Source organism: Leucobacter sp. USCH14 (assembly GCF_037619215.1).
Lineage (GTDB): Bacteria > Actinomycetota > Actinomycetes > Actinomycetales > Microbacteriaceae > Leucobacter.
On sequence record NZ_JAQPZP010000011.1, the window covers coordinates 62,827 to 85,446 of the forward strand.

The 22,620-nt window shown below is 69.7% G+C and carries 25 protein-coding genes; 19 read left to right on the forward strand and 6 right to left on the reverse strand.

Annotation, left to right across the window (positions count from 1 at the left end):
- Positions 1–45: 45 nt before the first annotated feature.
- Positions 46–1,845: a glycoside hydrolase family 15 protein gene (locus PQI23_RS11375; RefSeq protein WP_339974595.1), complete on the reverse strand. Its 1,800-nt coding sequence runs from the start codon at positions 1,843–1,845 to the stop codon at positions 46–48.
- Positions 1,846–1,958: 113 nt separating this feature from the next.
- Here PQI23_RS11375 and PQI23_RS11380 point away from each other — a divergent pair, with 113 nt between their 5' ends.
- The 6 genes from PQI23_RS11380 to PQI23_RS11405 all read left to right on the forward strand — a co-directional run bounded on the left by PQI23_RS11380 (position 1,959) and on the right by PQI23_RS11405 (position 5,916).
- On the forward strand, positions 1,959–2,465 hold the full coding sequence (locus PQI23_RS11380) for a metallophosphoesterase family protein (protein ID WP_339974596.1): 507 nt from the start codon (positions 1,959–1,961) through the stop codon (positions 2,463–2,465).
- A gap of 124 nt (positions 2,466–2,589) precedes the next feature.
- On the forward strand, positions 2,590–3,486 hold the full coding sequence (locus PQI23_RS11385) for a hypothetical protein (protein WP_339974597.1): 897 nt from the start codon (positions 2,590–2,592) through the stop codon (positions 3,484–3,486).
- Positions 3,464–3,877, forward strand: a complete 414-nt coding sequence (locus PQI23_RS11390; RefSeq protein WP_339974598.1) for a phage holin family protein — start codon at positions 3,464–3,466, stop codon at positions 3,875–3,877. The genes PQI23_RS11385 and PQI23_RS11390 overlap by 23 nt, the downstream gene beginning before the upstream one ends.
- Positions 3,874–4,449 (forward strand): DUF3618 domain-containing protein, encoded by a 576-nt coding sequence (locus tag PQI23_RS11395; RefSeq protein WP_339974599.1) that lies wholly within the window; start codon positions 3,874–3,876, stop codon positions 4,447–4,449. The genes PQI23_RS11390 and PQI23_RS11395 overlap by 4 nt, the downstream gene beginning before the upstream one ends.
- 199 nt (positions 4,450–4,648) lie before the next feature.
- Complete coding sequence (locus PQI23_RS11400; RefSeq protein ID WP_339974601.1) at positions 4,649–5,200, forward strand: TspO/MBR family protein; 552 nt, start codon at positions 4,649–4,651, stop codon at positions 5,198–5,200.
- Between the two features lie 212 nt (positions 5,201–5,412).
- A complete protein-coding gene (locus tag PQI23_RS11405; RefSeq protein ID WP_339974603.1) occupies positions 5,413–5,916 on the forward strand; it encodes a CarD family transcriptional regulator in 504 nt (167 codons plus the stop codon).
- An 82-nt stretch (positions 5,917–5,998) separates the two neighbouring features.
- Here PQI23_RS11405 and PQI23_RS11410 read toward each other — a convergent pair whose 3' ends face one another.
- Entirely contained in the window at positions 5,999–6,868 is an 870-nt protein-coding gene (locus PQI23_RS11410) for an SDR family oxidoreductase (RefSeq protein ID WP_339974605.1), read from the reverse strand.
- 99 nt (positions 6,869–6,967) lie between these two features.
- Here PQI23_RS11410 and PQI23_RS11415 point away from each other — a divergent pair, with 99 nt between their 5' ends.
- Positions 6,968–7,363, forward strand: a complete 396-nt coding sequence (locus tag PQI23_RS11415) for a winged helix-turn-helix transcriptional regulator (protein ID WP_339974607.1) — start codon at positions 6,968–6,970, stop codon at positions 7,361–7,363.
- Between the two features lie 39 nt (positions 7,364–7,402).
- Here the strand turns inward: PQI23_RS11415 and PQI23_RS11420 are convergent, their stop codons facing one another.
- From PQI23_RS11420 to aztA, 3 genes are all read right to left on the reverse strand, one after another.
- Complete coding sequence (locus PQI23_RS11420; RefSeq protein WP_339974609.1) at positions 7,403–8,242, reverse strand: aldo/keto reductase; 840 nt, start codon at positions 8,240–8,242, stop codon at positions 7,403–7,405.
- Between the two features lie 253 nt (positions 8,243–8,495).
- Complete coding sequence (gene alr / locus PQI23_RS11425) at positions 8,496–9,614, reverse strand: alanine racemase (RefSeq protein ID WP_445238430.1); 1,119 nt, start codon at positions 9,612–9,614, stop codon at positions 8,496–8,498.
- A 103-nt stretch (positions 9,615–9,717) separates the two neighbouring features.
- Positions 9,718–10,377 carry a zinc ABC transporter ATP-binding protein AztA gene (gene aztA, locus PQI23_RS11430; RefSeq protein ID WP_339974612.1) on the reverse strand — a complete coding sequence of 220 codons (660 nt, stop codon included), beginning with the start codon at positions 10,375–10,377 and terminating at the stop codon, positions 9,718–9,720.
- A 55-nt stretch (positions 10,378–10,432) separates the two neighbouring features.
- On the opposite strand from aztA, the gene aztB reads away from it, so the two are divergent.
- From aztB to aztD, 4 genes are read left to right on the forward strand one after another with little or no spacing between them, the layout of a single operon-like run.
- Positions 10,433–11,365, forward strand: coding sequence for a zinc ABC transporter permease AztB (aztB, locus tag PQI23_RS11435; RefSeq protein ID WP_339974614.1), 933 nt, complete (start codon positions 10,433–10,435; stop codon positions 11,363–11,365).
- Between the two features lie 8 nt (positions 11,366–11,373).
- Positions 11,374–12,636: an ABC transporter gene (locus PQI23_RS11440; protein ID WP_339974616.1), complete on the forward strand. Its 1,263-nt coding sequence runs from the start codon at positions 11,374–11,376 to the stop codon at positions 12,634–12,636.
- The gene (aztC, locus tag PQI23_RS11445) at positions 12,633–13,559 is read left to right on the forward strand and encodes a zinc ABC transporter substrate-binding protein AztC (protein ID WP_339974618.1); all 927 of its coding nucleotides are present in this window, start codon (positions 12,633–12,635) and stop codon (positions 13,557–13,559) included. Before PQI23_RS11440 ends, aztC begins: the two co-directional genes overlap by 4 nt.
- 29 nt (positions 13,560–13,588) lie before the next feature.
- The gene (gene aztD / locus PQI23_RS11450) at positions 13,589–14,815 is read left to right on the forward strand and encodes a zinc metallochaperone AztD (RefSeq protein WP_339974620.1); all 1,227 of its coding nucleotides are present in this window, start codon (positions 13,589–13,591) and stop codon (positions 14,813–14,815) included.
- 45 nt (positions 14,816–14,860) lie between these two features.
- On the opposite strand, the gene PQI23_RS11455 is transcribed toward aztD, so the two are convergent.
- Positions 14,861–15,487, reverse strand: a complete 627-nt coding sequence (locus PQI23_RS11455; RefSeq protein WP_339974622.1) for a MarR family winged helix-turn-helix transcriptional regulator — start codon at positions 15,485–15,487, stop codon at positions 14,861–14,863.
- A gap of 35 nt (positions 15,488–15,522) precedes the next feature.
- Here PQI23_RS11455 and PQI23_RS11460 point away from each other — a divergent pair, with 35 nt between their 5' ends.
- The 8 genes from PQI23_RS11460 to PQI23_RS11495 all read left to right on the forward strand — a co-directional run bounded on the left by PQI23_RS11460 (position 15,523) and on the right by PQI23_RS11495 (position 22,549).
- Positions 15,523–16,665, forward strand: coding sequence for a polyprenyl synthetase family protein (locus PQI23_RS11460; protein ID WP_339974624.1), 1,143 nt, complete (start codon positions 15,523–15,525; stop codon positions 16,663–16,665).
- A complete protein-coding gene (locus tag PQI23_RS11465) occupies positions 16,662–17,597 on the forward strand; it encodes a phytoene/squalene synthase family protein (protein WP_339974625.1) in 936 nt (311 codons plus the stop codon). Before PQI23_RS11460 ends, PQI23_RS11465 begins: the two co-directional genes overlap by 4 nt.
- Before the next feature lie 11 nt (positions 17,598–17,608).
- Complete coding sequence (gene crtI / locus PQI23_RS11470; RefSeq protein ID WP_339974627.1) at positions 17,609–19,294, forward strand: phytoene desaturase family protein; 1,686 nt, start codon at positions 17,609–17,611, stop codon at positions 19,292–19,294.
- 1 nt (position 19,295) lies between these two features.
- On the forward strand, positions 19,296–19,643 hold the full coding sequence (locus tag PQI23_RS11475; protein ID WP_339974629.1) for a lycopene cyclase domain-containing protein: 348 nt from the start codon (positions 19,296–19,298) through the stop codon (positions 19,641–19,643).
- Complete coding sequence (locus PQI23_RS11480; protein ID WP_339974631.1) at positions 19,640–19,966, forward strand: lycopene cyclase domain-containing protein; 327 nt, start codon at positions 19,640–19,642, stop codon at positions 19,964–19,966. Before PQI23_RS11475 ends, PQI23_RS11480 begins: the two co-directional genes overlap by 4 nt.
- Positions 19,953–20,849 carry a prenyltransferase gene (locus PQI23_RS11485; RefSeq protein WP_339974633.1) on the forward strand — a complete coding sequence of 299 codons (897 nt, stop codon included), beginning with the start codon at positions 19,953–19,955 and terminating at the stop codon, positions 20,847–20,849. The genes PQI23_RS11480 and PQI23_RS11485 overlap by 14 nt, the downstream gene beginning before the upstream one ends.
- A gap of 136 nt (positions 20,850–20,985) precedes the next feature.
- Positions 20,986–22,179, forward strand: coding sequence for a carboxylate-amine ligase (locus PQI23_RS11490; protein ID WP_339974635.1), 1,194 nt, complete (start codon positions 20,986–20,988; stop codon positions 22,177–22,179).
- 49 nt (positions 22,180–22,228) lie between these two features.
- On the forward strand, positions 22,229–22,549 hold the full coding sequence (locus PQI23_RS11495) for a hypothetical protein (RefSeq protein WP_339974637.1): 321 nt from the start codon (positions 22,229–22,231) through the stop codon (positions 22,547–22,549).
- Positions 22,550–22,620 lie beyond the last annotated feature (71 nt).

Consider the following 22,620-nt stretch of genomic DNA (forward strand, 5'->3'; position numbering starts at 1 on the left):
TTTCCTTTCACTCGTTTTCCTGGGTGGGTCTGGCGCTCGGAGCCGTCAGCGGCCTTCGAGCAGTTCTGGGGGCACGACGTCGTGAATCGTCATCGCGGCGCCGAGAAACGCGAGGTGACTGAGCGCTTGCGGGGTGTTGCCCCACGCGGACCCGGTATCGGCGTCGATCATCTCGGCGTAGATGCCGACGTCGTTCGCGCAGTCGACCAGCGCGTCCATCAGCTCGAGCGCCTCCTCGTGACGCCCGACGCACGCGAGCGCCTCGACGCGCCAGAAGGCGCACGCCACGAACGTGTGCTCTTCGCGCTCGGCGCCGCTGTAGCGATACAGCAGCGGGCCCGTTCCGAGCTCGGCGGTCACGGCATCGATCGTCGCGGACATGCGCTCGCCGCGGTCGAAGCCGGTCGGTGCGTGCAGCAGCACCGAGGCGTCGAGCTCCTCGCCGCCGGCGTAGAACAGGTACGAGCGGCGCTCCTCCGACCAGCCGTGCTCGTCGATCCACTCGCGAATCCGATCGCGCTCGGCCCGCCAACGGTGAGCGGAGCCCGGAATCGAACCGGCCTCGGTGAGCGCGGCCGCGTCGTCGAGCGCTTTCCAGCACCCCATCTTCGACGAGACGTAGTGGCGGTCCGTGCCCAGCTCCCACATGCCGGAGTCGGGGTTGCGCCAGAGATCGCAGGTGCGATCGGCGACTCCCGCGAGCATGCGGGCAGTGGCGACGTCGAGCACGTTCCCGGCATCGACGTAGGTGCGGCAGATCGCGATGAGGTCGCCGTATACGCCGAGCTGCAGTTGCTGCGTCGCGGGGTTGCCCGAGACGACCGGGCCGATGCCGCGCCACCCGGGCACGTGATGTCGCTGCGGTTCGGGCACGAGCTCGCCGTCGAGCGTGTACATCACGTGCAGCTCAGGGCCGAGCTTCCGGATCGTCTGCAGCATCCAGGAGAGTGCGGCCTGCGTCTCCTCCCGGAGCCCGAAGCGCACGAGCGCGTGCGCGGTGTAGGCGAGGTCTCGCACCCAGGCGAGGCGGTAGTCCCAGTTCTTCCCGCCCTCCGGGTTCTCGGGAAGGGAGGTGGTCGCCGCCGCCGCGATCGCGCCCGTCGGGCTGTAGATGAGCAGCTTGAGCGCGAGCGCGTTGCGCTGCATCAGCTCGGAGTAGGGGCCCTCGTACGAGAACTCGTGCGACCAGTGGCGCCAGTTGTCGATCGTACGGTCGATCCCGACATCGACCTTCTCCGGGTTCGGGAAGTGCAGGGGCTCGTCGTGCGTGGCGGCGAGCGCGACGAGGTGCCGCGATCCTGCTCGGGCCTCGAAGCGTCCCTCGAGCTCCGGCCCCCGTTCGCCGTCGACGTCGGGATCCGACGGGCCGTGCTCCAGACCGATCACGGTGAACGCGGTCGCGCCGCTGCGCACCACATGCCCGTGCGAGGTGCGCTCGATCCACGGGGCCGCGGTCTGCAGCGATGTACCCGGGTGCACGGCCCAGCGCATCGGCACTCGGCCGTCGAGGCCCTCGACGCGCCTCGCGAGCTCAGCCCAGGGCAGTCGGCCCGCAATGCCCGAGACCAGCGCGTCGGTCACGCGCACAGATCCCTCCTCGGTGATGAAGGTCGTCTCGAGCACATTGGTATTCGGCACGTAGCGGCGCTGCGTGCGGTACTCCGACTCCGGGAGGTCGGGGGCGAGCTCGAAGTACCCTCCGGTGCGCTCATCGAGCAGATGGGCGAATACCGGAACGTTCGTCAGGTTCGGCAGCGGAAGCCAGTCGATGCGCCCGTTCGTACCGACCAGCGCGACGGTGCGACCGTCGCCGATCGGAGCGTACGACTCAATCGCGCGCGCCACGGGTGACTGCCACGGTGGTCGCGATCCAGGACTGCATGGAGCAATGGTGAAATGCGGCGAAGGATCGCGGCAGTGCCTTGCGTCGTGCACGTGTGCCGCGATATGAGTGGGGCATGGCCACCCGTCTGCTCCTCGTATCCGACACGCACCTCCCGAAGCGGGCGAAGCGGATGCCGTCGGCGGTGCTCGCGGCGGCGTCCGAGGTCGACCTCGTGATTCACGCGGGAGACTGGGTCGACACGGATACGCTCGACCTGCTCGAATCCGCGTCGCGCGAACTCGTCGGGGTATGGGGCAACAACGACGGGCCCGAGCTGCGCGTTCGGCTTCCCGAGATTGCGCGCGTGCGCGTCGAACAGCTCGACATCGCGGTCGTGCACGAAACCGGCGCCGCGGCGGGGCGCGAGCGTCGGGCCGACGTCGGCTTCCCCGGCACCGACGTGCTCGTCTTCGGGCACTCGCACATCCCGTGGGATTCCACGACACCCTGCGGCATGCGCCTGCTGAACCCCGGCTCGCCGACGGATCGGCGTCGGCAGCCTCGATGCACCATGATGCTCGCCGAGGTGTCGGGAGGCGACATCTCCGTCGCACTGATCCCCGTCGACCGGAGCGTCTGACTCAGCACTCTTCATCCGCGCGGATGGCACATGATCGCCGACCGTGCAAGGCCCGTTACCTCTCGAACGCCTTCGACTACAAACGGTGTCACACCGGCAACGATCCGGCGTGGAAGGAGAGAACATGTCCCATGAGAATGAGCTCCTCGGGAGCGGAAACGCGAATCCGAATCGCACCCCATCGTCCGGCACGGTCGACACCGCGAAGGAGGAGGCCGGCGAACTCGCCCACACCGTGCAGGAGGGCGCCGGCAATGTCGCCCACACGGCCAAGGACGAAGCCGGTCACGTCGTCGAAGAGGCGTCGATGCAGTTCCATGAGCTCGTCGCCCAGACGACCCGTGAACTGAGCGACGAGGCGTCCAAGCAGCAGTCGCGCCTCGCGACCGGCCTCCAGCGCGCCGGGGACGACCTCGATGCGATGGCCTCGAGCGCATCGGGCGGCGGCGTCGCGCCCGACCTCGTGCGGCAGACATCGCAGAAGGTCGCGCGGATCGGCGACTGGCTCGAAGGTCACGAGCCGCGTGAGGTGCTCGACGAGGTGAAGGCGTTCGCGCGCCGCCGACCTGGAGCGTTCATCGGCATTGCCGCGGTTGCCGGCGTGGTCGCCGGCCGACTCACCCGGGCGCTCGCTTCGAGCGCGCACGAGCAGCAGTCGAGCGGAACGGGATCATCGGGCTCGGGCTCGTCGAGCACCGGTGCATCTGCGGTGCGCCCCGTCGCCGGCACGTCGACGCCGGGCACGAGCCCCGCCGCCCCCGTTTCGCGGCCCGCGGCTCCGGTCTCGACGCCCGCGGCTCCCGCCTCGACCCCCGCGGCCCCTCCGGCGCCGGTCGCTCCGGCGTCTGGCCATCCGAGACCGCCCGCACCGGTCGCCCCTGAATCGCCCCTTCCCGGCGGAGGCCCCGGCGCCCCGGGTACGGCCCCTGGCGCCCCGGCCTCGACCCCGGGTGTTCAGGGCGGTTCCCGCCACGGCGACATCACGGGAGGAGGCGCAGATGGCCGATCCAACCCCCTCTGAAGAACGCGCAGCCAACGAATCGCTCGGTGACCTGCTCAGCGAGGTGACCGGCGACCTCTCGACGCTGATGCGCCAGGAGCTCGCGCTCGCGAAGGCCGAACTGCGCGAGTCGGCGAAGAACACCGGGCGCGGTGCGGGGATGCTCGGCGGCGCGGCCTACGCCGGCAGCATGGTCGTGCTCTTCCTCTCGATCGCCCTCTGGGCCGCGCTGGCGACGCTCGTCGGCGGCGGCTGGTCGGGGCTCATCGTCGCCGTCATCTGGGCTGTGATCGCCGCCGTGCTGTTCGTGATCGGCAAGGCGCAGCTGAAGAAGGTGAAGGGCGCTCCGCAGACGATGGAGACCCTTCAGGAATTCATTCCCACACTCAAACGAAATGAGGAGAACCGATGAACGATTCACCTGATGCCATTCGCGCCGACATCGAGCGCACCCGCCGTTCCCTCGGGGCGGATACCGACGCACTGGTCGACAAGGTCACGCCCGGCAAGATCGTCGACCGTCAGAAGGACAAAGTCCGGTCGAAGTTCGGCTCGTTCAAGGATCGCGTGATGGGCGCCGCCGACGACGCGAGCGGGTCGGCCTCGGACGCGGCGGAGCGGGCGGGTGACGCGGCCCACGATGCCGCGCACACCGTGAAGGCCAAGGCCGAGGGCAACCCGCTCGCCGTCGGATTGATCGCGTTCGGCGTCGGGCTGGTCGCGGCATCGCTGATCCCGAGCACCGAGAAGGAGAAGGAGGTGTCGCAGTCACTCCGCGAGGGCGCGCAGCCGCTCGTCGACGAGGCGACCGCCGCCGCGAAGTCGGTGGCGTCGAACCTGCAGGACCCCGCTGCGGAGGCCGCCGAAGCGGTCAAGTCGACCGCGACGGAAGCCGTGGAGCACGTCAAGGACGAGGCCGCCTCGGCGAAGGATGACGTGCAGTCGCGAGCCGGAGAGGCTCGAGACAACATTTCGGGCCAGTAGGGCTCGGAGCCAGGAGAAGGTCCGGCGCCGACGCGTCGCGCACACGATCGTGCGACGCGTCGGCGCCGGACCTTTCTCGTGGGCGGCGCGCGTGCACCGACGGCGATCGCAACCCCCTGGCGCCCAGGTTTCCCGGTAGGCAGAGTGAGATGCGGCTGATGAAACGAGCCGGAAGGCCAATGGGAGGAGCGCAGCGAACATGCCCACGCACGTAGATGAAGACGTTATCGCTCGGGCGAAAGGGCCGACGACGCTGCGCCAGGTCATCGTCGCCATCGCCTTCCTCCTCATCGTCGCAGCGGTCGCATTCGGAGGGTCGCTCGCCTCGTCGGGCAACGTGGACGGCTGGTACGCGAACGCCGAGAAGGTCCCCTGGGACCCGCCGAACGCCGTCTTCGGCCCAGTATGGACCGTGCTGTACGCGTTGATCGCCCTGGCCGGATTTCTGATCTGGCGCTCAGGGTTTCGCATGGGCGGGCCGAACGCCGCTCACTCCGCATTGATGCTCTTCGTCGTGCAGATGGTGCTGAACTCGCTGTGGACGCCCGTATTCTTCGCGGGATACCCGGTGTTCGGAGCGGCCGCCTGGTGGATCGCCGCCGTCATCATCATCGCGCTGATCCTCGTCGTGATCGCGCTCGCCGTGTCCGCAGCGAAGTGGTCGAGGATCGCCAGCTGGATCATGGTGCCCTACCTGCTCTGGCTCGGCTTCGCCACCACCCTCAACATCGGCATCATCGCGCTGAACTGAGCTTTCTCCCGCGCGCTGCAAGCAACCGGAGGCGGGGCATCATACTGCCTGCGATTGGAAAAATCCGACCGAATCGGGTAAAATTAGTAGGAAGCGCAAGTTCGGGGGCGCAGTCGGGCCGCGTTTCGCAGCGTTCGCTCCCCTCGCGCTCGTCGAGACCGTGAGGCATCCAGCCCATGCGTCCGCACACGACATTGCCTGAGGAGATCACTATGCAGCAGTCTCACGTCGTGGGACACACCCTCGTGTACCCGCATCACGGTGCGGTTACGATCACTGCGATCGAGGTGAAGAAGATCGGCGGCGTGGAGCGCACGTGGCTCACTCTGCAGCCGCTGCTCAACGAACTCTCCATTCAGATCCCGGCAGACCAGCTGAGCGAAATCGGAGTTCGCGAACTCATCGACCGCGACGGCATCGAGTCGCTCATCCAGATTCTGCAGGAGGAGTTCACCGAGGAGCCCGGCAATTGGTCGCGCCGCTTCAAGGCGAACGGCGAGAAGCTCGCTTCCGGCAGCGTGCACCGCGTCGGCGAGGTCGTGCGAGACCTGTGGCGCCGGAGCCAGGGCGCGAAGCTCTCGACGGGCGAGAAGGCCATGTACCAGCGCGCGAGCGGCATCCTGGTCACCGAGTTCGCCCTCGCACGTGGCATCTCCGAAGCGGATGCCTACGAAGAGGTCGAGAAGATCCTCGCCGGCGAGAAGATCGCCGTCTGAGTTCGTCTCGCAGAACGGGCCGCGCACGACATCTCGTGCGCGGCCCATTCTGCGTTTCGGGGTGACGCTCGACGAGCGTCGCTCAGCTCGCGGGCTCCGAGCCGCGGGCGGCGCGGAGCACCTCGACCAGCGGAGTCGTCGGCCGCCCGATCAGCGCGGCGAGCGTCGGGTCCTCGAGGTCCAGATCGCCTGCCGCGATGCCCTCATCGAGACCGGTGAGGAAATCGATGGTGCCCGCGTCGAGGCCGGCGCTCTCGAGCGCGGCCCGCAGATCCGCCGCGGATACGTCGCGATGCTCGACGTCGCGCCCCAGCGCCCGCCCCATCGCCGCAGCGATCTCGTCATAGGTGAGGGGATCCCCCGCGAGCTCGTACACCTCGCCGATGTGCGCGTCGCCGATCAGCGCGACAGCAGCGGCCTCGGCATAGTCGGCGCGTGCCGCAGCGGAGACGCGTCCGCCGCGCGTCGCCGAGAGCAGCACGCCCGTGGCCGCGGCCTGATCGAGGTTCGCAGCGTAGTTCTCGGCGTACCAGTCATTTCGGAGAATCGTCGCGGGCAGGCCCGACTCCGCGATGGCGCGCTCGGTCGCGAGATGCTCGGGCGCGAGCACCAGCGAACTCCGCTCGACATTCGCCAGGCTCGTGTAGGCGATCTGCTTCACGCCAGCGCGCACGGCCGCATCTATGACGGCCTGGTGCTGCGCAGCGCGCTTCCCGACTTCGCTTCCGGAGATGAGCAGTACGCGGTCGACACCGACGAACGCTGCCTCCACCGACGCGGCGTCGTCGTAATCGAGCGGGACGATTGTGACGCCCCGCTCCGCGATGTCGTCGGCCTTGGCGGGGGTGCGCGCTCCCGCGACGATTTCGGAGGGCGCGACGCCTCGGGCGAGCAGGGCATCGATCACGAGGTGCCCGAGGGCTCCGCTTGCGGCGGTCACGAGGATGGTCATGGTGAGTTCCTTTCGACGGGGGTTCACGCAGTCCAGCGGTCGGAGCGCCGTCTACATTCCCTTCCGCAGGTACCCACTTTCCGGTAAGGTACTCTCCAAATGGTAAGTTATGCGGAACTTCGCGAAACCGGCGCCTTCTCGCCGGCGTGCTCCACGCGTGTCGTGCTCGACCACGTCATGAGCCGATGGGGCGTGCTGGTGCTCTGCACCCTGTCCGACGGCACTCACCGGTGGGGAGAATTGCGACGCGAGGTCGAGGGGATCAGCGAGAAGATGCTCGCCTCGACGCTGCGTCAGCTCGTCTCGGACGGCATCGTGCACCGGGAATCGCTGCCGACCGTGCCGCCGCACGTCGAGTACTGCCTCACCGAACGCGGGCGCGAACTCATGGAGCGCATGCTTCCGCTCATCGAGTGGATCGCGGTGCGCGCGGATGACATCGTCGGCGACGCGACTGCCCCGGCGAACGCGCCCGCCTCGACAGTGGCCCGCTGACCGCCGACCCCGGGCAGCGCCCGACAGCCCGACGTCGGGTTACAGCTCCTCGTGCGTTCTGGGATCCGCCCCGAACAGCCGACCATCGGGGCGGCCGAGTGCGGTGATGGCCTCCACCTCGGCGTCGTCGAGCTGCACATCTGCGGCGGCGAGATTCTGCCGCTGTCGCTCCAGTTGCTGAGAGCGAGGGATCGATACGACACCGCGGGCGACGTGCCAGGCCAGCACGACCTGCACGGGCGTGCACTCGTGCGACTGCGCCAGCTCGCGAATCACCGGCTCCTCGAGAATCGCCCCCGCGCGGCCGATCGGGCTCCACGCCTCCGTGATGATGCCGAGCTCGCGATGCGCTTCGACGGCTTCCACCTGAGGGAAGTACGGGTGCACCTCGAGCTGATTCACGACCGGGCGCACGCCCGTTTCGCCCTCGATGCGCTCGAGGTGATCGAGGAGGAAGTTCGAGACGCCGATCTGTTCGACGACACCGCGCTCACGCGCATCGACGAGTCCCTGCCAAGCGTCGACGTACTGCCCCTGCGATGGATTGGGCCAGTGGATCAGATGGAGACCGATCGCATCCACGCCGATCCGGGAGCGGCTCTCCTCGATGCTCGTTCGGTTCGCGGGCGCCTCGTGGTGCCTCCCCGGGAGCTTCGACGTCACGATGACGCCCTCGCCGGCGTCACCCGCGAGCCGCACGCCGCGCCCGACCGACCCCTCGTTCTCGTAGTTGACGGCCGTGTCGAGCAGCCGGTACCCCGCGCGCACCGCTTCGGCGACCGCCTCGGCTCCCGCATCACCGTTCAGGCGATATGTGCCGAGGCCGATCGGGGGAAGGACGAATCCGTTGTGCGCGGTGAACGGTGCGTGCTCTGCCATGGTGCTCCTCCATCGGTCGCGGGCGCGGGTGCTCCCTGTCTACCACGCTGCGCCCGCTTCGCGCTGCCCACCCGCCCCGCCCCGCCCGGCCCGCGCTGCCCCACCCGCCCCACCCATCCTGCGAGCGGGGTCACTTCGGGAGGGTGTCGCGTCGTAAACGAGGAGTGACACGCTCCCAAAGTGACCCCGCTCGCAAAAAGGGGGATGGGGAGAGGGAGGGAGAGGGAGGGACGGAGGGGTGGCGCGGCGGGGGTCAGGCCGTGCGAACGTAGCTGCGCGGCACCCGCGAGCCGATGCTGGTGAGGATCTCCCACGGGATCGTGCCCGCAGCGTTCGCCCACTCGCGCGCGTTCGGGCGCCACCCCTGCGCGGGGCCGAAGAGCACCACCTCATCGCCCTCGGCGACCCCCGATGCGTCGGGGCCCAGATCGACGACGAACTGATCCATGCAGACGCGACCGACGCTCGGGAAGCGCCGATCGCCGATCGCCACCTCGAACCTGCCCGACATGATGCGCGGCACGCCGTCCGCGTAGCCGAGCGGCACGAGGCCCAGCGTGGTGTCGCGCTCCGCGATCCAGGTGTGCCCGTACGACACCCCGTCGCCGGCGTGCACCCGCTTCATGAGCGCGAGCGGCGCCTTCAGGGTCATGACCGGCGTCAGCGACGAGTCGGGCGCTTCGAACGGCGTGTAGCCGTACATCGCGAGGCCCGGGCGCAGAGCGTCCAGGTGCAGGTCGGGCCTCGCGAGAGCGGTGCCCGAGTTGCCCAGATGCATCTGCTCGACCGGGATCCCGTGCCGGTCGAACGCCGCGCGGGCTGACAGAAGCCGTTCCAGTTGCACGCTGTTCTGCGGATGCTCGGGAACATCGGCGTGCGACAGGTGGCTGAAGAGCCCGTGCACCCGCACCGCGCCCTCCGCCCGCAGCTGCCCGAGCTGCCGCAGCACGTCCGGCAGCTCCGACTCCCTGACGCCGTTGCGGCTGAGCCCGGTGTCGACTTTCACGTGCACCTCGACCGGCCGCCCGACCTCGCGAGCCGCGGCCGCGATCGCCACGAGTTGACGCTGCGAGTTGACGCCGAGGCGCACATCGCGCGCGATCGCATCGGCGTAGCCGCTCGTCGACAACCAGGCCAGAATCGGCGCCCGCACGCCCCCGTCCCGGAGCGCCAGCGCTTCGGGGATGGTGGCCACTCCGAGCGATCCGGCTCCCGCGGCCACCGCGGCGTGCGCCACCTGCACGGCACCGTGCCCGTACCCGTCGGCCTTCACGACCGCCATGAGTTCGGCGGTCGGCGCGAGCGCGGAGAGCACGCGGATATTCGATGCGATCGCGTCGAGATCGATCTCGGCTACGGGTTCGGTGATCATCTGAGCGGCAACCACCCTTCCTCGGTCCACCCCTGCGCGCGCAACGCAGCGTACCGACCAGTCTAGGCCGCGCTCTGCGCTCCGGCTGTGCGCAGTGCTGCGCTCATGCCACGCGCACTCCGCCGTCGAGCCGCACGACGCGGTCGGCGATCGCGATCGCGGCGTCGTCGTGGGTCACGCACGCGACAGCCGCCCCGCGTGCGGCTTCTTCGGCGAGAATCGCCTGCGTGCGCTCACGGCTCTCGGAGTCGAGCCCGGAGGCCGGTTCATCGAGCAGGAAGATCTGCGCCTGCCGCGCGATGCCCTGGGCGAGCAGCACTCGCTGCCGCTGACCCCCGGAGAGCGCCGTGAACGGACGATCCGCCAGCTCGTCGAGGGCGACGCGTTCGAGCGCATCCGTCACTCGTCGCCGCGCATCGGCCCGGCTCGTCCGCCTGCGCTCCCATGTGCCCATCGTCACCACTTCTCGCACGGTGACGGGCAGGGCGTCGGGGGCGGCGATGCGCTGCACGACGAGTGCGATCGATCCGGATCGCGCGACCCGTCCCTGCGAGGGCACCCGAACGCCGGCTATCACCTCGAGCAGCGTGGATTTACCCGCCCCGTTGGGGCCCGCAATCGCCGTGACGACGCCCGATTCGAGGGCGATGTCAACTCCTTTGAGCACGGGCACGCCGTCGAATGCGAAGTGGAGATCGGTGGCGTGGAGGGCAGGGCGCGAAGCGGCCGCGCGGGATTCGCGGGCCTCAGGCAGGAGGGACATGCCGCCAGTCTAACTGATTTTGATAATGATTCTCGCTTATAAATAGGATGGTCGAGTGCTCCTGATCTTCGAACCCTTCACCGCCGACTTCGTGCTGCGCGCTCTCATCGGGGGCGCCCTGGTGGCGCTCGTCTGCGGCGTCGTGGGGACCTGGGTCGTCATTCGCGGCATGGCCTTTCTCGGCGAGGCGCTGGGGCACGGCATGTTGCCAGGCGTCGCCCTCGCCACGGTGATCGGGCTGCCCACGACGTTCGGAGCGGCGGTGAGCGCGATCGCGATGAGCGTGCTGATCGGCTGGGTCCAGCGTCGCGGTCGTCTCTCGTACGACACGAGCATCGGCCTGCTGTTCGTCGCCATGCTCTCGTTGGGCGTCATCATCGTGTCGCACTCCCGCAGTTTCGCCACCGACGCGACCGCCATGCTGTTCGGCGACATCCTCGCCATCACCACCGCAGACCTCTGGCTCCTCGCCGGCGCAGCGGTCGTGACGGTCGGGGTCGCCGCAGGCTTCCACCGCCGCTTCGTCGCAGCAGCCTTCGACCAGCGCATCGCCGCAACGCTCGGCCTGCGACCGCAGCTCGCTCAGATCGTGCTCGTCGGCCTGGTCACCCTGGCGGTCGTCAGCTCGTACCAGGCGGTCGGATCGCTGCTGGTCGTCGGGCTCCTGCTCGCTCCGGCCGTGGCGGCGACGCCCTGGACGCGCAGCATCGCGACCCGCATGGTGCTCGCCACCGCCGTCGGCGCGTGCGCGGTGCTCATCGGGTTGCTCGCCTCATGGCATTTCGGCACCGCCGCGGGCGCCTCGATCGCCGGCAGCGCCATCGCCCTGGCAGCGCTCTCGGGGCTGCTCATGCGCATCGCGACCGGCCTCCGTCGCGCTCGACACGCAACGAGCGCCTCCCCCTCCGCCGCGGGCGACGCATCGCCCGTGGCCCGCACTCCGACTCCTCGATCCACCGCACTTCCCCGCACCACTCCTCTCTCGTGAAAGGCACGATGTCTCCGCTCTCCCTCCGCCCATCCCGCACGGCCGCTCTGGCCTGCGCCACCGCCCTGGGTCTCCTGCTCGCCGGCTGCAGCGCCTCACCCTCCGATGCGCCCGCTTCCGGTGACACCGAGACGTCCGCCGAATCCTCCGACGACACCGGCGCCGGCCACGGCGAGGTCGAAGGCGCCGTCGAGGCCCCCGAGCCGCCGCTGCACCTGGTCTCGATCGACGCCGGCGGATCCGTGTCGCTCCTCGATCTGCTCGACGGCACCGAGACCGATCTCGACGACGTTCGCGCACCCGAGGCGGTGACATCGGACGGGCGCTACGCGTTCGTCGCAGACGATCGCGGCGTCGATATCGTCGACAGCGGAAAATGGACGTGGGATCACGTCGACCACTTCCACTACTACCGCGCTGATCCGGCCATGCCGGGCACCGTCGAGGGCTCAGGGGTCGCGACGGTCGCCACCGGCATGCTCGCGACGGCGGGCGGCACCGGCGTCTTCTTCCCCGAATCGGGTGAAGCCGTGCTGCTCGACAACGCCGCCCTGTCGAAGGGCGAGATCAACGAGACGATGCGGCTCGACGTCGCACCGCACGACGGGCTGATCGCCCCGCTCGGCACGGGCGCCCTGGTCACCGAGGCGAATGCGAACGGTGACATCGAGCGGCTGCGCGCCGTCGACGCCGAGGGATCCGAGATCGACGCCATCGAGTGCGTCGACGCGTCGGGCACGATCACCACGCGGCTCGCGCTGGTCGTCGGATGCGCCGACGGCGCCGTCCTCGCAACCGCTGAAGAGGGCAGCACCGAGCTGACGAAGGTGGCGTACCCCGCCGATGCCGCACCTGCGGCGACCGAGTTCTCCGCTCGCAAGGGCCGCCCGACCGTCGCGGGCCTCGGAGACGGGAGCGGGGTCTGGCTGCTCGACACTCGCGAGGAGTCGTGGAGCTGGATCGCGATGCCCGAGCGCCCCGCCGCCGCGGCCGCAGTGGACGATGAATCGGAGCACATCGTGACGTTGGCGACCGACGGCTCCGTGCGAGTCCTCAACGCGAGCGGAGCTGAGATCGCTGCGACCGACCCGCTCGTCACCGATGCCGACCGCAACGCACAGGTGTCGCTCACCGTCGATGCGCAGCGCGCCTACGTGAACGACCCCGCCACGGGCGTCGTTCACGAGATCGACTACGCCGATGGCGCCCGAGTCGCCCGCACGCTGGAGCCCGCGGTCGCGGCCGACTTCTTCGCGGAGACCGGACGATGACCGCGCGGCGCTCCATGGTCATCGCGGCGCTCGCAGTGGCGTCGCTCGCACTGGCCGGCTGCTCGTCGCCGGGAGAGGCGGGCGACGCGGATCGACCGCAGATCGTCGTCACCACGAACATCCTCGGCGATGTCGTCGGGGAGGTCGTCGGCGATGAGGCGGAGGTCACCACCCTCATGCGCCCGAACGCCGACCCGCACTCGTTCGAGATCTCGGCCCAGGAGGCTGCGATGCTCGGCGACGCCGACCTGATCGTGTCGAACGGGCTCGGGCTCGAGGAGGGGCTGCAGCAGCACCTCGATCGGGCCGCCGATGCCGGAGCGCCGGTGCTCGTGGCGGGTGACGTCGTCGAGGCGCTGCCCTACGCGAGCGGCGACGCCGAGGGCAACCCCGACCCGCACTTCTGGACCGACCCGGCCACCATGCTCGACGTCGTCGATGCGGTCGTGCAACGAGCGTCCGAGATCGACGGCGTCGACGCGGATCAGCTCGCGGAGCACGCCGAGTCGTACCGGGGCGAGCTCGAGGCGCTCGACGCGGAGATGACGGAGGCCTTCGAGGCGATCCCGGCGGAGCGGAGGGCGCTCGTGACGAATCACCACGTGTTCGGATACCTCGCCGACCGATACGACTTCCGCGTCATCGGCGCGGCGATTCCCGGCGGCACCACGCTCGCCGCTCCGAGCGCCGCCGATCTGCAGGGGCTCAGCGACGCGATCACGGAGGCGGGCGTCTCCACGATCTTCGCGGAGTCGTCGCAGCCCGACCGACTGGTGCAGGTGCTGGCGAGCGAGGCCGACATCGACGTGAACGTCGAAGAGCTCTTCACCGAGTCGTTGACGGAACCGGGCGAGGGCGCAGAGACCTACCTCGAGATGATGCGCGCGAACACCGAGCGCATCTCAGCGGGATTGACGCAGTAATACCCACCGAAAGAAAGCAGGACAACACCATGACCCGACGACACCTCCGATACGGCGCGCCGGCAGCGCTGCTCGGGATCGCGCTGCTCGCGACCGGGTGCTCCTCGAACGCGGCGAACGATGCGGCGGCCGACGAGTCGCCCGCGAACTCCTCGAGCGAAGAGCATGCGCACGAAGGCGATCAGCGCGTCGCCGTCTCGTACGAGGGCGGCATCGCCGTGCTCGACGGCGAGACCCTCGAACTCGTCGAGGAGCTCGAAAGCGAAGAGTTCACGCGGTTGAACGCCGCCGGCGATGGCCGGCACGTCTTCGTCTCGACGTCGCAGGGCTTCCAGCTGCTCGATACCGCGGAGCCCGCCCTGACCGACCTCGTCGTCCCCTCCTCAGCCCCGGGACACGTCGTGCGACACGCCGGCAAGACGGTGCTCTACGACGACGGAGCCAGCGAGACCACCATCTTCGACACTCACGACCTGGCGCACGTCGAGGGCGAGCTCCCCGAAGCGATCACGCACACCTCCAAGAACGCGCACCACGGTGTCTCGATCCAGCTCGAGGACGGCACGCTCGTGACCACCGTCGGCGACGAGACGTCGCGCTCGGGCGCAGTCGCCCTGCACGCGCACGACGACCACTGGGACGAGGTCGCCTCGAGCGACCAGTGCCCGGGCATCCACGGCGAGGGCACCGCGGCCGACGAGGCCGTCGTCTTCGGCTGCGAGAACGGCGCACTGCTCTACACCGATGGCGCATTCACGAAGCTCGAGGCTCCGGACGAGTACGGCCGCATGGGCAACGCCTTCGTCTCGGAGACGAGCCCGATCGTGGTCGGCGATTACAAGTCCGACCCCGACGCCGAGGGCTACCTGCTCGGTTCGGTCGCGCTCATCAACACCGCGACCGAAGAACTGAACGTCGTCGACCTGCCCGAGAACGTGCGCTACACCTTCCGCGACGTCACTCGCGGGCCGGATGATCTCGCGTACATCCTCTCGACCGACGGTTCCATCCACGTGCTGGATCCGGAGACCGGCGAGCTGGTCGACGAGTTCCCCGTGATCGACGCCTGGGAGGGCCCGACCGAGTGGCAGGACGCGCACCCCGCGATCGCCGGCACCGGGGGCGACATCGCCTACGTGACGGAGCCCGCGGCGAACTCCGTGCACGCAGTCGATCTGACCACCGGCGAGATCACCGCGACCGTCGAGCTCGACCACACGCCGAACGAGTTCGCCGTCGCCCTCGGCGAGCACTGAGCGGACGGGTTTCGGCCCGGCATGATCGCTGCGGAGGGCGTCGCATCATTCGGATGCGGCGCCCTCCGCAGTGTCGTGCTCGGCCGCCTCGGCCCAGGCGATTCCGCTGACATCGATCTCGGCGGTCATGTCCCTGAGGAAGCGCTCGACGACGTCCCGCTCATGCGGCGCGAGACGCGCGGCCGCGTTGAAGCGGTTCGCCTGCTGCTGACCGACCGTGCGTTTCGCAGCCTCGTGGGTATCCGGGGTGATGCGGATCACGAGCGCCCGCCGATCTTCGGGGTGCCGCTCACGTGAGATGTGCCCGCCGCGCTCCAGACGGTCGAGCAGCTTCGTCGTCGAAGCGCTCGAGATTCCGAGATGGGCGGCGATCGCGCCCGGCGTCGGCAGCACATCGGTGTTGCCCGCGACGATGAGAAAGTGCAGAGCGCGCATATCGACGCTGCTCAACCGCATGTACTTCAGCGACGCCTCCGAGAGACGCTCCTCGGCCTCGCGCAACGCTCTCAGCGCCTCCATGAGCCGTGCGATCTGCTGCAGGTCCTCGTCTTCGAGCCCGGCGCGGTCGATGAGCTCCGAGCTCGGGTCGGAGTGATCGAGGCGGTACAGCGCCGCGGGGTCGGCGAGCGACGGCGACACGTCGGTCTCCTCGCTTCGCTTGTTTTTCGTCACAGCAGAATATTATCCTGAAGTTGATCACTTTCTGGGTGAGTAATCAAGATTTCTACATGATGAGCGGGGGCAGCGTGAACGAGTTGCGAGAAAGGCGCCCGGTGCCCGGCACCGCTGCCCCTCCAGACGAGACCGCCCGGGTGACCCTCGCGATCACCGACGTCTTCACGCGACGAACGCGCGAAGCGGAGGCGTACCACCCTGCGTTCGCGCAGCTCTGGAAGATCTGCGGCGAGCGCGTCGCGGGAGGCAAGCGCATCCGGCCGCGCCTGATGCTCGACGTGTTCGGAGCGCTGACGGAGAGCGCCGTTCCATCGGCGGCGATCGAGATCGCCGCTGCCATCGAGCTGCTGCACGCCTCGTTCCTGCTGCACGACGACGTGTTCGACGGCGACTTGACCCGCCGGGGAGCCCTGAACCTCGTCGGCCTGCTGGCGCATGACGAGCAGTCCGAGTCGTCGCCCCCGTCTCCGCAGCGACTGCACTGGGCGCGCAGCTGCGGCATTCTGATGGGCGATCTCCTGCTCGCCGAGGTGCACCAGATCTTCGCACGCATCGATGCCGAGCACGCTGTGCGAACGCGCCTCCTCGACCTCCTCTCGCACGCGATCACCGAGTCCGTGGTCGGGGAGCAGCTCGACATCGGGCTCGAAGACGGCACCGTGGTGGCCGACACTGCGACCGTGCTCGAGATGTGCCGACTCAAAACCGCGACGTACACGTTCGAGCTGCCGCTGCGCGCTGCCGCGATCCTCGCCGGCGCAGACTCCCCTGCGACCGATGCCGCACTCGCAACGGCGGGGGCGCACCTCGGCCTCGCCTTCCAGCTGCAGGACGACGTGCTCTCGACGTTCGGAGACCCCGCCGCGCACGGCAAGGACGCATTCTCGGATCTGCGCGAGGGCAAGGAGACCGCCGTCATCTCGGCGGCTCGGATGACCAGCGCCTGGCCTGAGATCGAGCCGTCCTTCGGCACGGGTTCGCTCACGAACGCGGAGGGCGAGCGCATGCGGAGCATCCTGCGCGACTGCGGGGCGGAGGCGTTCGTGCACGGCTTGATCGACGATCAGATGCGCGCGCTGCACGAGACGCTGGCGGATCCCGCCTCCGGACTCCCGGACGCCGCACGGCGCACGCTCGCGGCGCTCGCCGAGCGCCTCGATGGGCGGCGCTCGTGAGGGCCCGCTCCCCGCTCGACCGGTATTCGCGGTCGGCGACGCGCGCCTCCGCCGTCGTGATCCGCAGCTACTCGACGTCGTTCGGCGCTGCGACCCGACTGCTCGGGAGGCGGCACCGCTCGCACGTGCGCAACGTCTACGCGCTGGTCCGTGTCGCCGACGAACTGGTGGACGGCGTTACCGAGGGCGCCGGGCTCACGCGAGACGAGCAGGCGGCGGCCCTGCAGCGCCTCGAAGCCGAGGTGGCTCGCGCGATCACCTCGGGGTATTCGAGCGACCTCATCGTGCACGCCTTCGCGCAGACGGCGCGCGCCGCGGGCATCGACGCCTCGCTCGTCACTCCCTTCTTCGCTTCGATGCGCGCGGATCTTCCGGCGCCGAGCGACGACGGCGCCGGCCCCGACCCTGACGCCGACGCAGGTGCGAACGACGGGAGGCTGCGCGGGTTCGATGCCGAGCAGCACGGCGTCTACGTCTACGGTTCGGCCGAAGTCGTGGGACTCATGTGCCTGCGCATCTTCACCCGTCACCGCTCCCTCGACGCCCTCCAGCAGCATCGCCTGGAGCGGGGCGCCCGCAGCCTGGGAGCCGCGTTCCAGAACGTCAACTTCCTCCGCGATCTCGCCGATGACACCGCGCGCCTCGGGCGCAGCTACCTCGCAACGCAGGAGCGTCTCACGGACGCCGACCGCATCGACTGGGTGCGCCGCATCGAGGCGGAACTCGCCGACGCCCGTGCGGTGCTCCCGCTGCTGCCCAAGGACGCCCGAACGGCGGTGCGCTGCGCGCTGAACCTCTTCTCGGCGCTCAGTCGACGGATCTCGCGCACATCGATCGACGAGTTGTACGCTCGCAGGGTGCGCGTGCCCGATTGGCAGAAGTCCGTCATCATCGCGCGATCCATCGCCCGCACCGCGACCGAAGCACGATGAGCGAGGCACCCATGAGCAGCACCGGCACAAGCCCCACCGGAACCAGCACCACCGCCCTCGAGACCGTCATCATCGGCGGCGGCATCGCGGGGCTCGCGACCGCGGCACTCCTCGCGCGGGAGGGACATTCGGTGACCGTGCTCGAGCGCGGAAACCGAGTCGGCGGCCGCGCCGGCACCGTGTCGCGCGACGGCTTCCGTTTCGACACCGGCCCCTCCTGGTACCTCATGCCGGGCGTCTTCGACCATTTCTTCGCGATGCTCGGCACGTCGACGGAGGAGCAGCTCGATCTGCGTCTGCTCGACCCGGGCTACCGCGTCTTCAGCGAACCGGAGGCGGGCGGAGCGCTGCCCGAGCCGGTCACCATTCCCGCGGGCAGGGACGCCGCGCGCGCGGTGTTCGAGCGCCTCGAGCCGCAGAGCGGGCCGGCATTCGACGCCTACCTCGACTCGGCCGCCGAGACGACCGTGATGGCGGAGCGGTACTTCCTCTACAACCCGTTCACGCGCTTGCGCGCGCTCGGCGTCTCGCCCGTGCTGCGCGCACTGCCGCGCCTGGCCCGGCTGCTCGGCACCTCGCTGCGATCCTTCGTCGCGCAGCGCTTCCGCCACCCCGTGCTGCGCCAGGTGCTCGGCTACCCCGCGGTGTTCCTCGGCACGAATCCGAAGGACGCGCCGGCCATGTACCACCTGATGAGCGCGCTCGACCTCGACGACGGCGTGCGGTACCCGATGGGCGGATTCCACGCGCTCGTCGAGCGCCTCGCCGCGCTCGCGGAGCAGGCGGGCGCGCGGATCGTGCTGGACGCCGACGTGACGGAGATCGAGGTCGGTGCGGGATCGCCCGGCCCGGGCGCGAACGGCGCCGACCGCGGTGCGGGCTTCTCGTCCACGGCGCGGGCCGTGCGATGGCGGGGCGCCGACGGCGAGCAGCACCGGCTTCGGGCTGACATCGTCGTGTCGACCGCCGACCTGCACCACACCGAGACGCAGCTGCTGCCCGAGGCGGCGCGGACGTACCCCGATGCGTGGTGGTCGAAGCAGGTGAGCGGGCCGGGGGCCGTGCTCGTGCTGCTCGGCGTGCGCGGGGCGCTGCCGCAGCTCCCCCACCATTCGCTCTACTTCACGCGCGACTGGGACCGGAACTTCAGCGACATCTTCGATGAGCCGCGGCGCATTCCCACGCCGGCATCGTCATACGTGTGCAAGCCCAGCGAGACCGACCCCGGAGTCGCGCCCGAGGGGCACGAGAACCTCTTCGTGCTCGTGCCCGTGCCGGCCGATCCCGGAATCGGCCGCGGCGGCTCCGACGGCGCCGGCGATGCGGTCGTCGAACGGGTCGCCGACGCCGCGATCGACCAGATCAGCACGTGGGCGGGCATTCCCGACCTGCGCGAGCGCATCGTCGTGCGCGAGACCATCGGCCCGCGCGACTTCGTCGACGACTACCACTCCTGGAGCGGCGGCATGCTGGGACCGGCGCACGTGCTCCGCCAGAGCGCGATGTTCCGGGCGCAGAACCGCTCGAAGCGGGTCGACAACCTGTACTACGCCGGCGCGACGACCGCGCCGGGAGTCGGCATTCCCATGTGCCTCATCAGCGCGGAGCTCGTGCTGAAGCGCATTCGCGGCGACCACTCCCCGGGTCCGCTGCCGACGCATGCGCCCGAGCCGGCGCGCGCACCGGAGCGCGGCTGAGATGGGAGTCGTCTACCTCGTCTGCCTCCTCGGCGCCAGTGCGTGCATGCTGCTGCTCGACGCGCGGTTTCGGCTCTTCTTCTGGCGCGACTGGCGCGCGGCGACCGTCGTGACGATCGTCGGCGTGCTCTTCCTCCTCGCCTGGGATCTCGTCGGGATTCTGACCGGTGTGTTCCAGATGGGTGCGAGCGAGGGCATGACCGGCATCCTCATCGCGCACGAGCTCCCGATCGAGGAGCCCGTATTCCTCGCCTTCCTCGTGCTGTGCACCATGGTGATCTTCACGGGCGCGGTGCGCATCATCGAGCATCGGTCGGAGCGACGCCGGGCCGGAGCGGAGGATCGATGACCTACCTCCTCATCAGCATCCCGTTCCTCTCCGCGGCGCTCCTCGCCGCGCTCGCGCTGACGCCGTGGCGCGAGCGAAGGGCGGCACGGCGCCAGTGGGCCGCGACCGGCATTGCGATCGTCGTTCTCGCGATCCTCACCGCCGTCTTCGATTCGCTGATGATCGCTGCCGATCTGTTCTCGTACGGCCATGGGCACACCCTCGGGCCGACCGTCGGCCTCGTTCCCGTCGAAGACTTCAGCTACCCCATCGCCGCCGCGCTCCTCGCACCGGCGCTCTGGACCCGGCTGACGCGAAAGGACGCTTCCGATGCGCACGCGTGAGCACTCCGGCTGGAACGCGCAGCTGCTGCGTCAGGCCTTCGTCGCCTCGCGGCCGGTGAGCTGGATCAACACGGCCTACCCGTTCGCGGCGGCGATGCTGCTGACCACGCGCGAGGTCGACTGGTTGCTCATCGTCGGCGCGCTCTACTACCTGATCCCGTACAACCTCGCCATGTACGGCATCAACGACGTCTTCGACTACGCCTCCGACATCAACAACCCGCGGAAGGGCGGCATCGAGGGGGCCCTGCTCGCCCCGAAGTACCATCGCCCGATGCTCTGGCTCGCCGTGCTGACGAACGTCCCGTTCCTCGCGGTGCTCGCCATCGCGGGAGGGCCGGGCTCGTGGCTCGCCCTGGCCGTGAGCACCTTCGCGGTCGTCGCCTACTCGGCACCCGTGCTGCGGTTCAAGGAGCGCCCCTTCCTCGACTCCGCGACGTCGAGCACCCACTTCGTGAGCCCCGCGATCGTCGGCCTCACGGCGGCGGGCGCGCAGTTCACCCCCGAGCTCTGGCTGATCCTGCTCGCCTTCTTCTGCTGGGGCATGGCGGCGCACGCCTTCGGTGCGGTGCAGGACGTCGTGCCGGATCGCGAGGCCCGCATCGGATCGATCGCGACCGTGCTCGGCGCAGCGCCGACCGTGCGCCTCGCCCTCGCGCTCTGGGCCCTCGCCGGAGCCCTCATGCTCTTCACGCCGTTCCCGGGCTCGCTCGCGGCCGTCGTCGCCATCCCGTACCTGGTGAACTGCGCGCCGTACGCACGGGTCGCCGACGATGACTCCGGCCGCACCAACCGCGCGTGGCGTCGCTTCATCTGGCTCAACTACGCGTCGGGAGCGCTCGTCACCATGATCCTGATCGCGTGGTGGTTGCGCACCTCGTAGCACTCGCGCGAGGGAGTGCCCTACGAGCCGCGTTTCGTCAAGGGCTTATCGCCGAGCGACGCCCGCTCATACGCTGATGCATGCAGGAGCCGCGCTGCGGGGATCCCCTGCCGCGGCAGTTCAGAAGGAGAATGGCATGCGTATCCCACCGGATCACAGCCGCGAACGCGAAGCCCTTCGCACGGTCGGAGTCGAAGAGGAGTTGCTGCTCGTCGACCCGCGCACCGGCCGCCCGGCCCCGGCCGTCGAACTCGTACTCGCCGCTGCCGCCTCCGCAGACGTCGCCGCGCTGGTGCCGGAAGCGGCCCGCGTCACTCATCTCGAGCGCGAGAGCAAGCGCGAGCAGATGGAGGTCATCTCGATCCCGCACACCTCGCTGGCCGATCTCGCGCAGAGCGTGACTGCGGGCCGGGCGCTCGCCGACGCGGCCGCGCAGCAGCTCGGCTTGCGCGCCGTCGCCATGGCGACGAGCGCCACCGCGGGCACCACGCAACTCACCGTCTCCGGCCGGTACTCCGAGATGGAGGAGCGCTTCCAGGGCATGATGCGCGAACAGCTGACGTGCGGTCTGCACGTGCATGTGGGAGTGTGCGACGACGCCGAGGGTGTGGCGGTGCTCGACCGCATTCGTCCCTGGCTGCCGCTCGTGCTCGCTCTGAGCGCGAACTCGCCGATGTGGAACGGCGCCGATAGCGGGTACGCCAGCCAGCGCTATCAGGTGTGGAGCCGGTGGCCGACGGCCGGCGCCTACGATACCTTCGGGTCATCCGCGAACTACCACCGCGCGGTCGACGAACTCCTCGCGACCGACGTGCTCGTCGACGACGGCATGATCTACTTCGATGCCCGCCTCAGCGCGCGCTACCCGACCGTCGAAGTGCGCGTCGCCGACGTCTGCCTCGAGGCGGCGCATTCCGTTGCGATCGCCGGCATCATCCGGGCCCTGGTGACCATCGCCTCCCATGAGTGGCGCGCGGGCTTCTCGCCCGACCCTCTTCCCACTTCGGTGCTGCGTCTCGCCATGTGGTCGGCGAGCCGGCACGGGGTCTCCGGGCCCCTGCTGAACCCGATCCTCGGGCAGCCGTGCGATCCCGACGTCGCGATGGAGGCCCTGCTCGCGCATATCGCGCCCGCGCTCGCAGCAGCGGGAGACCTGGAGCGCGTCTCGGAGATGATCGACGACGTCTTCACGAACGGCACCGGTGCCGAGCGGCAGCGCCGAGCACTCCGTACACGGCGCAGCGCTCGGGCGCTCGTCGAGGAGGCGATCGAGCAGACGCACCGGCCGATCGGCCCGACGACCTCGGTCCTCGATCCACTGCCGATCTGAATCGCACCGACTCCTCGCTCTTCCCCATCAGCCCGTAAAGGAGCTCACTGTGACCGAGCCGCTCCGCGCTCGACCCGCGTCACCCTCAGCCTCAGCCGCCCCCGTCGCGGCCGCCACTGCGGTCTCGCTGTCGGCGACCGCCCGCTCGCACCCCGTGATCCCGCCCCCGACTGAGCCCGGGACCGGAACCGGGGAGCAGCATCCGCTGCGGCTCGCCGGTCTCGCCGCGCTCTTCGGCCTCGGCCGTCGTCGATCAGCTCCGACTGAGACCGCGCTCCCCGATGATGATCCCTACGTCTCGTATCTGCGGTGGGCGTCGGGCGGCGCCGCGGAACCGGCTCGCGACGCTGAGGAGACCGCCGCCGCGTAGCGGTGACTCGGCCCGCCGTTACCAGCAGCGCTCCGCGACGACAACCCCGATCCGCGAGGCGCCGACCTCGC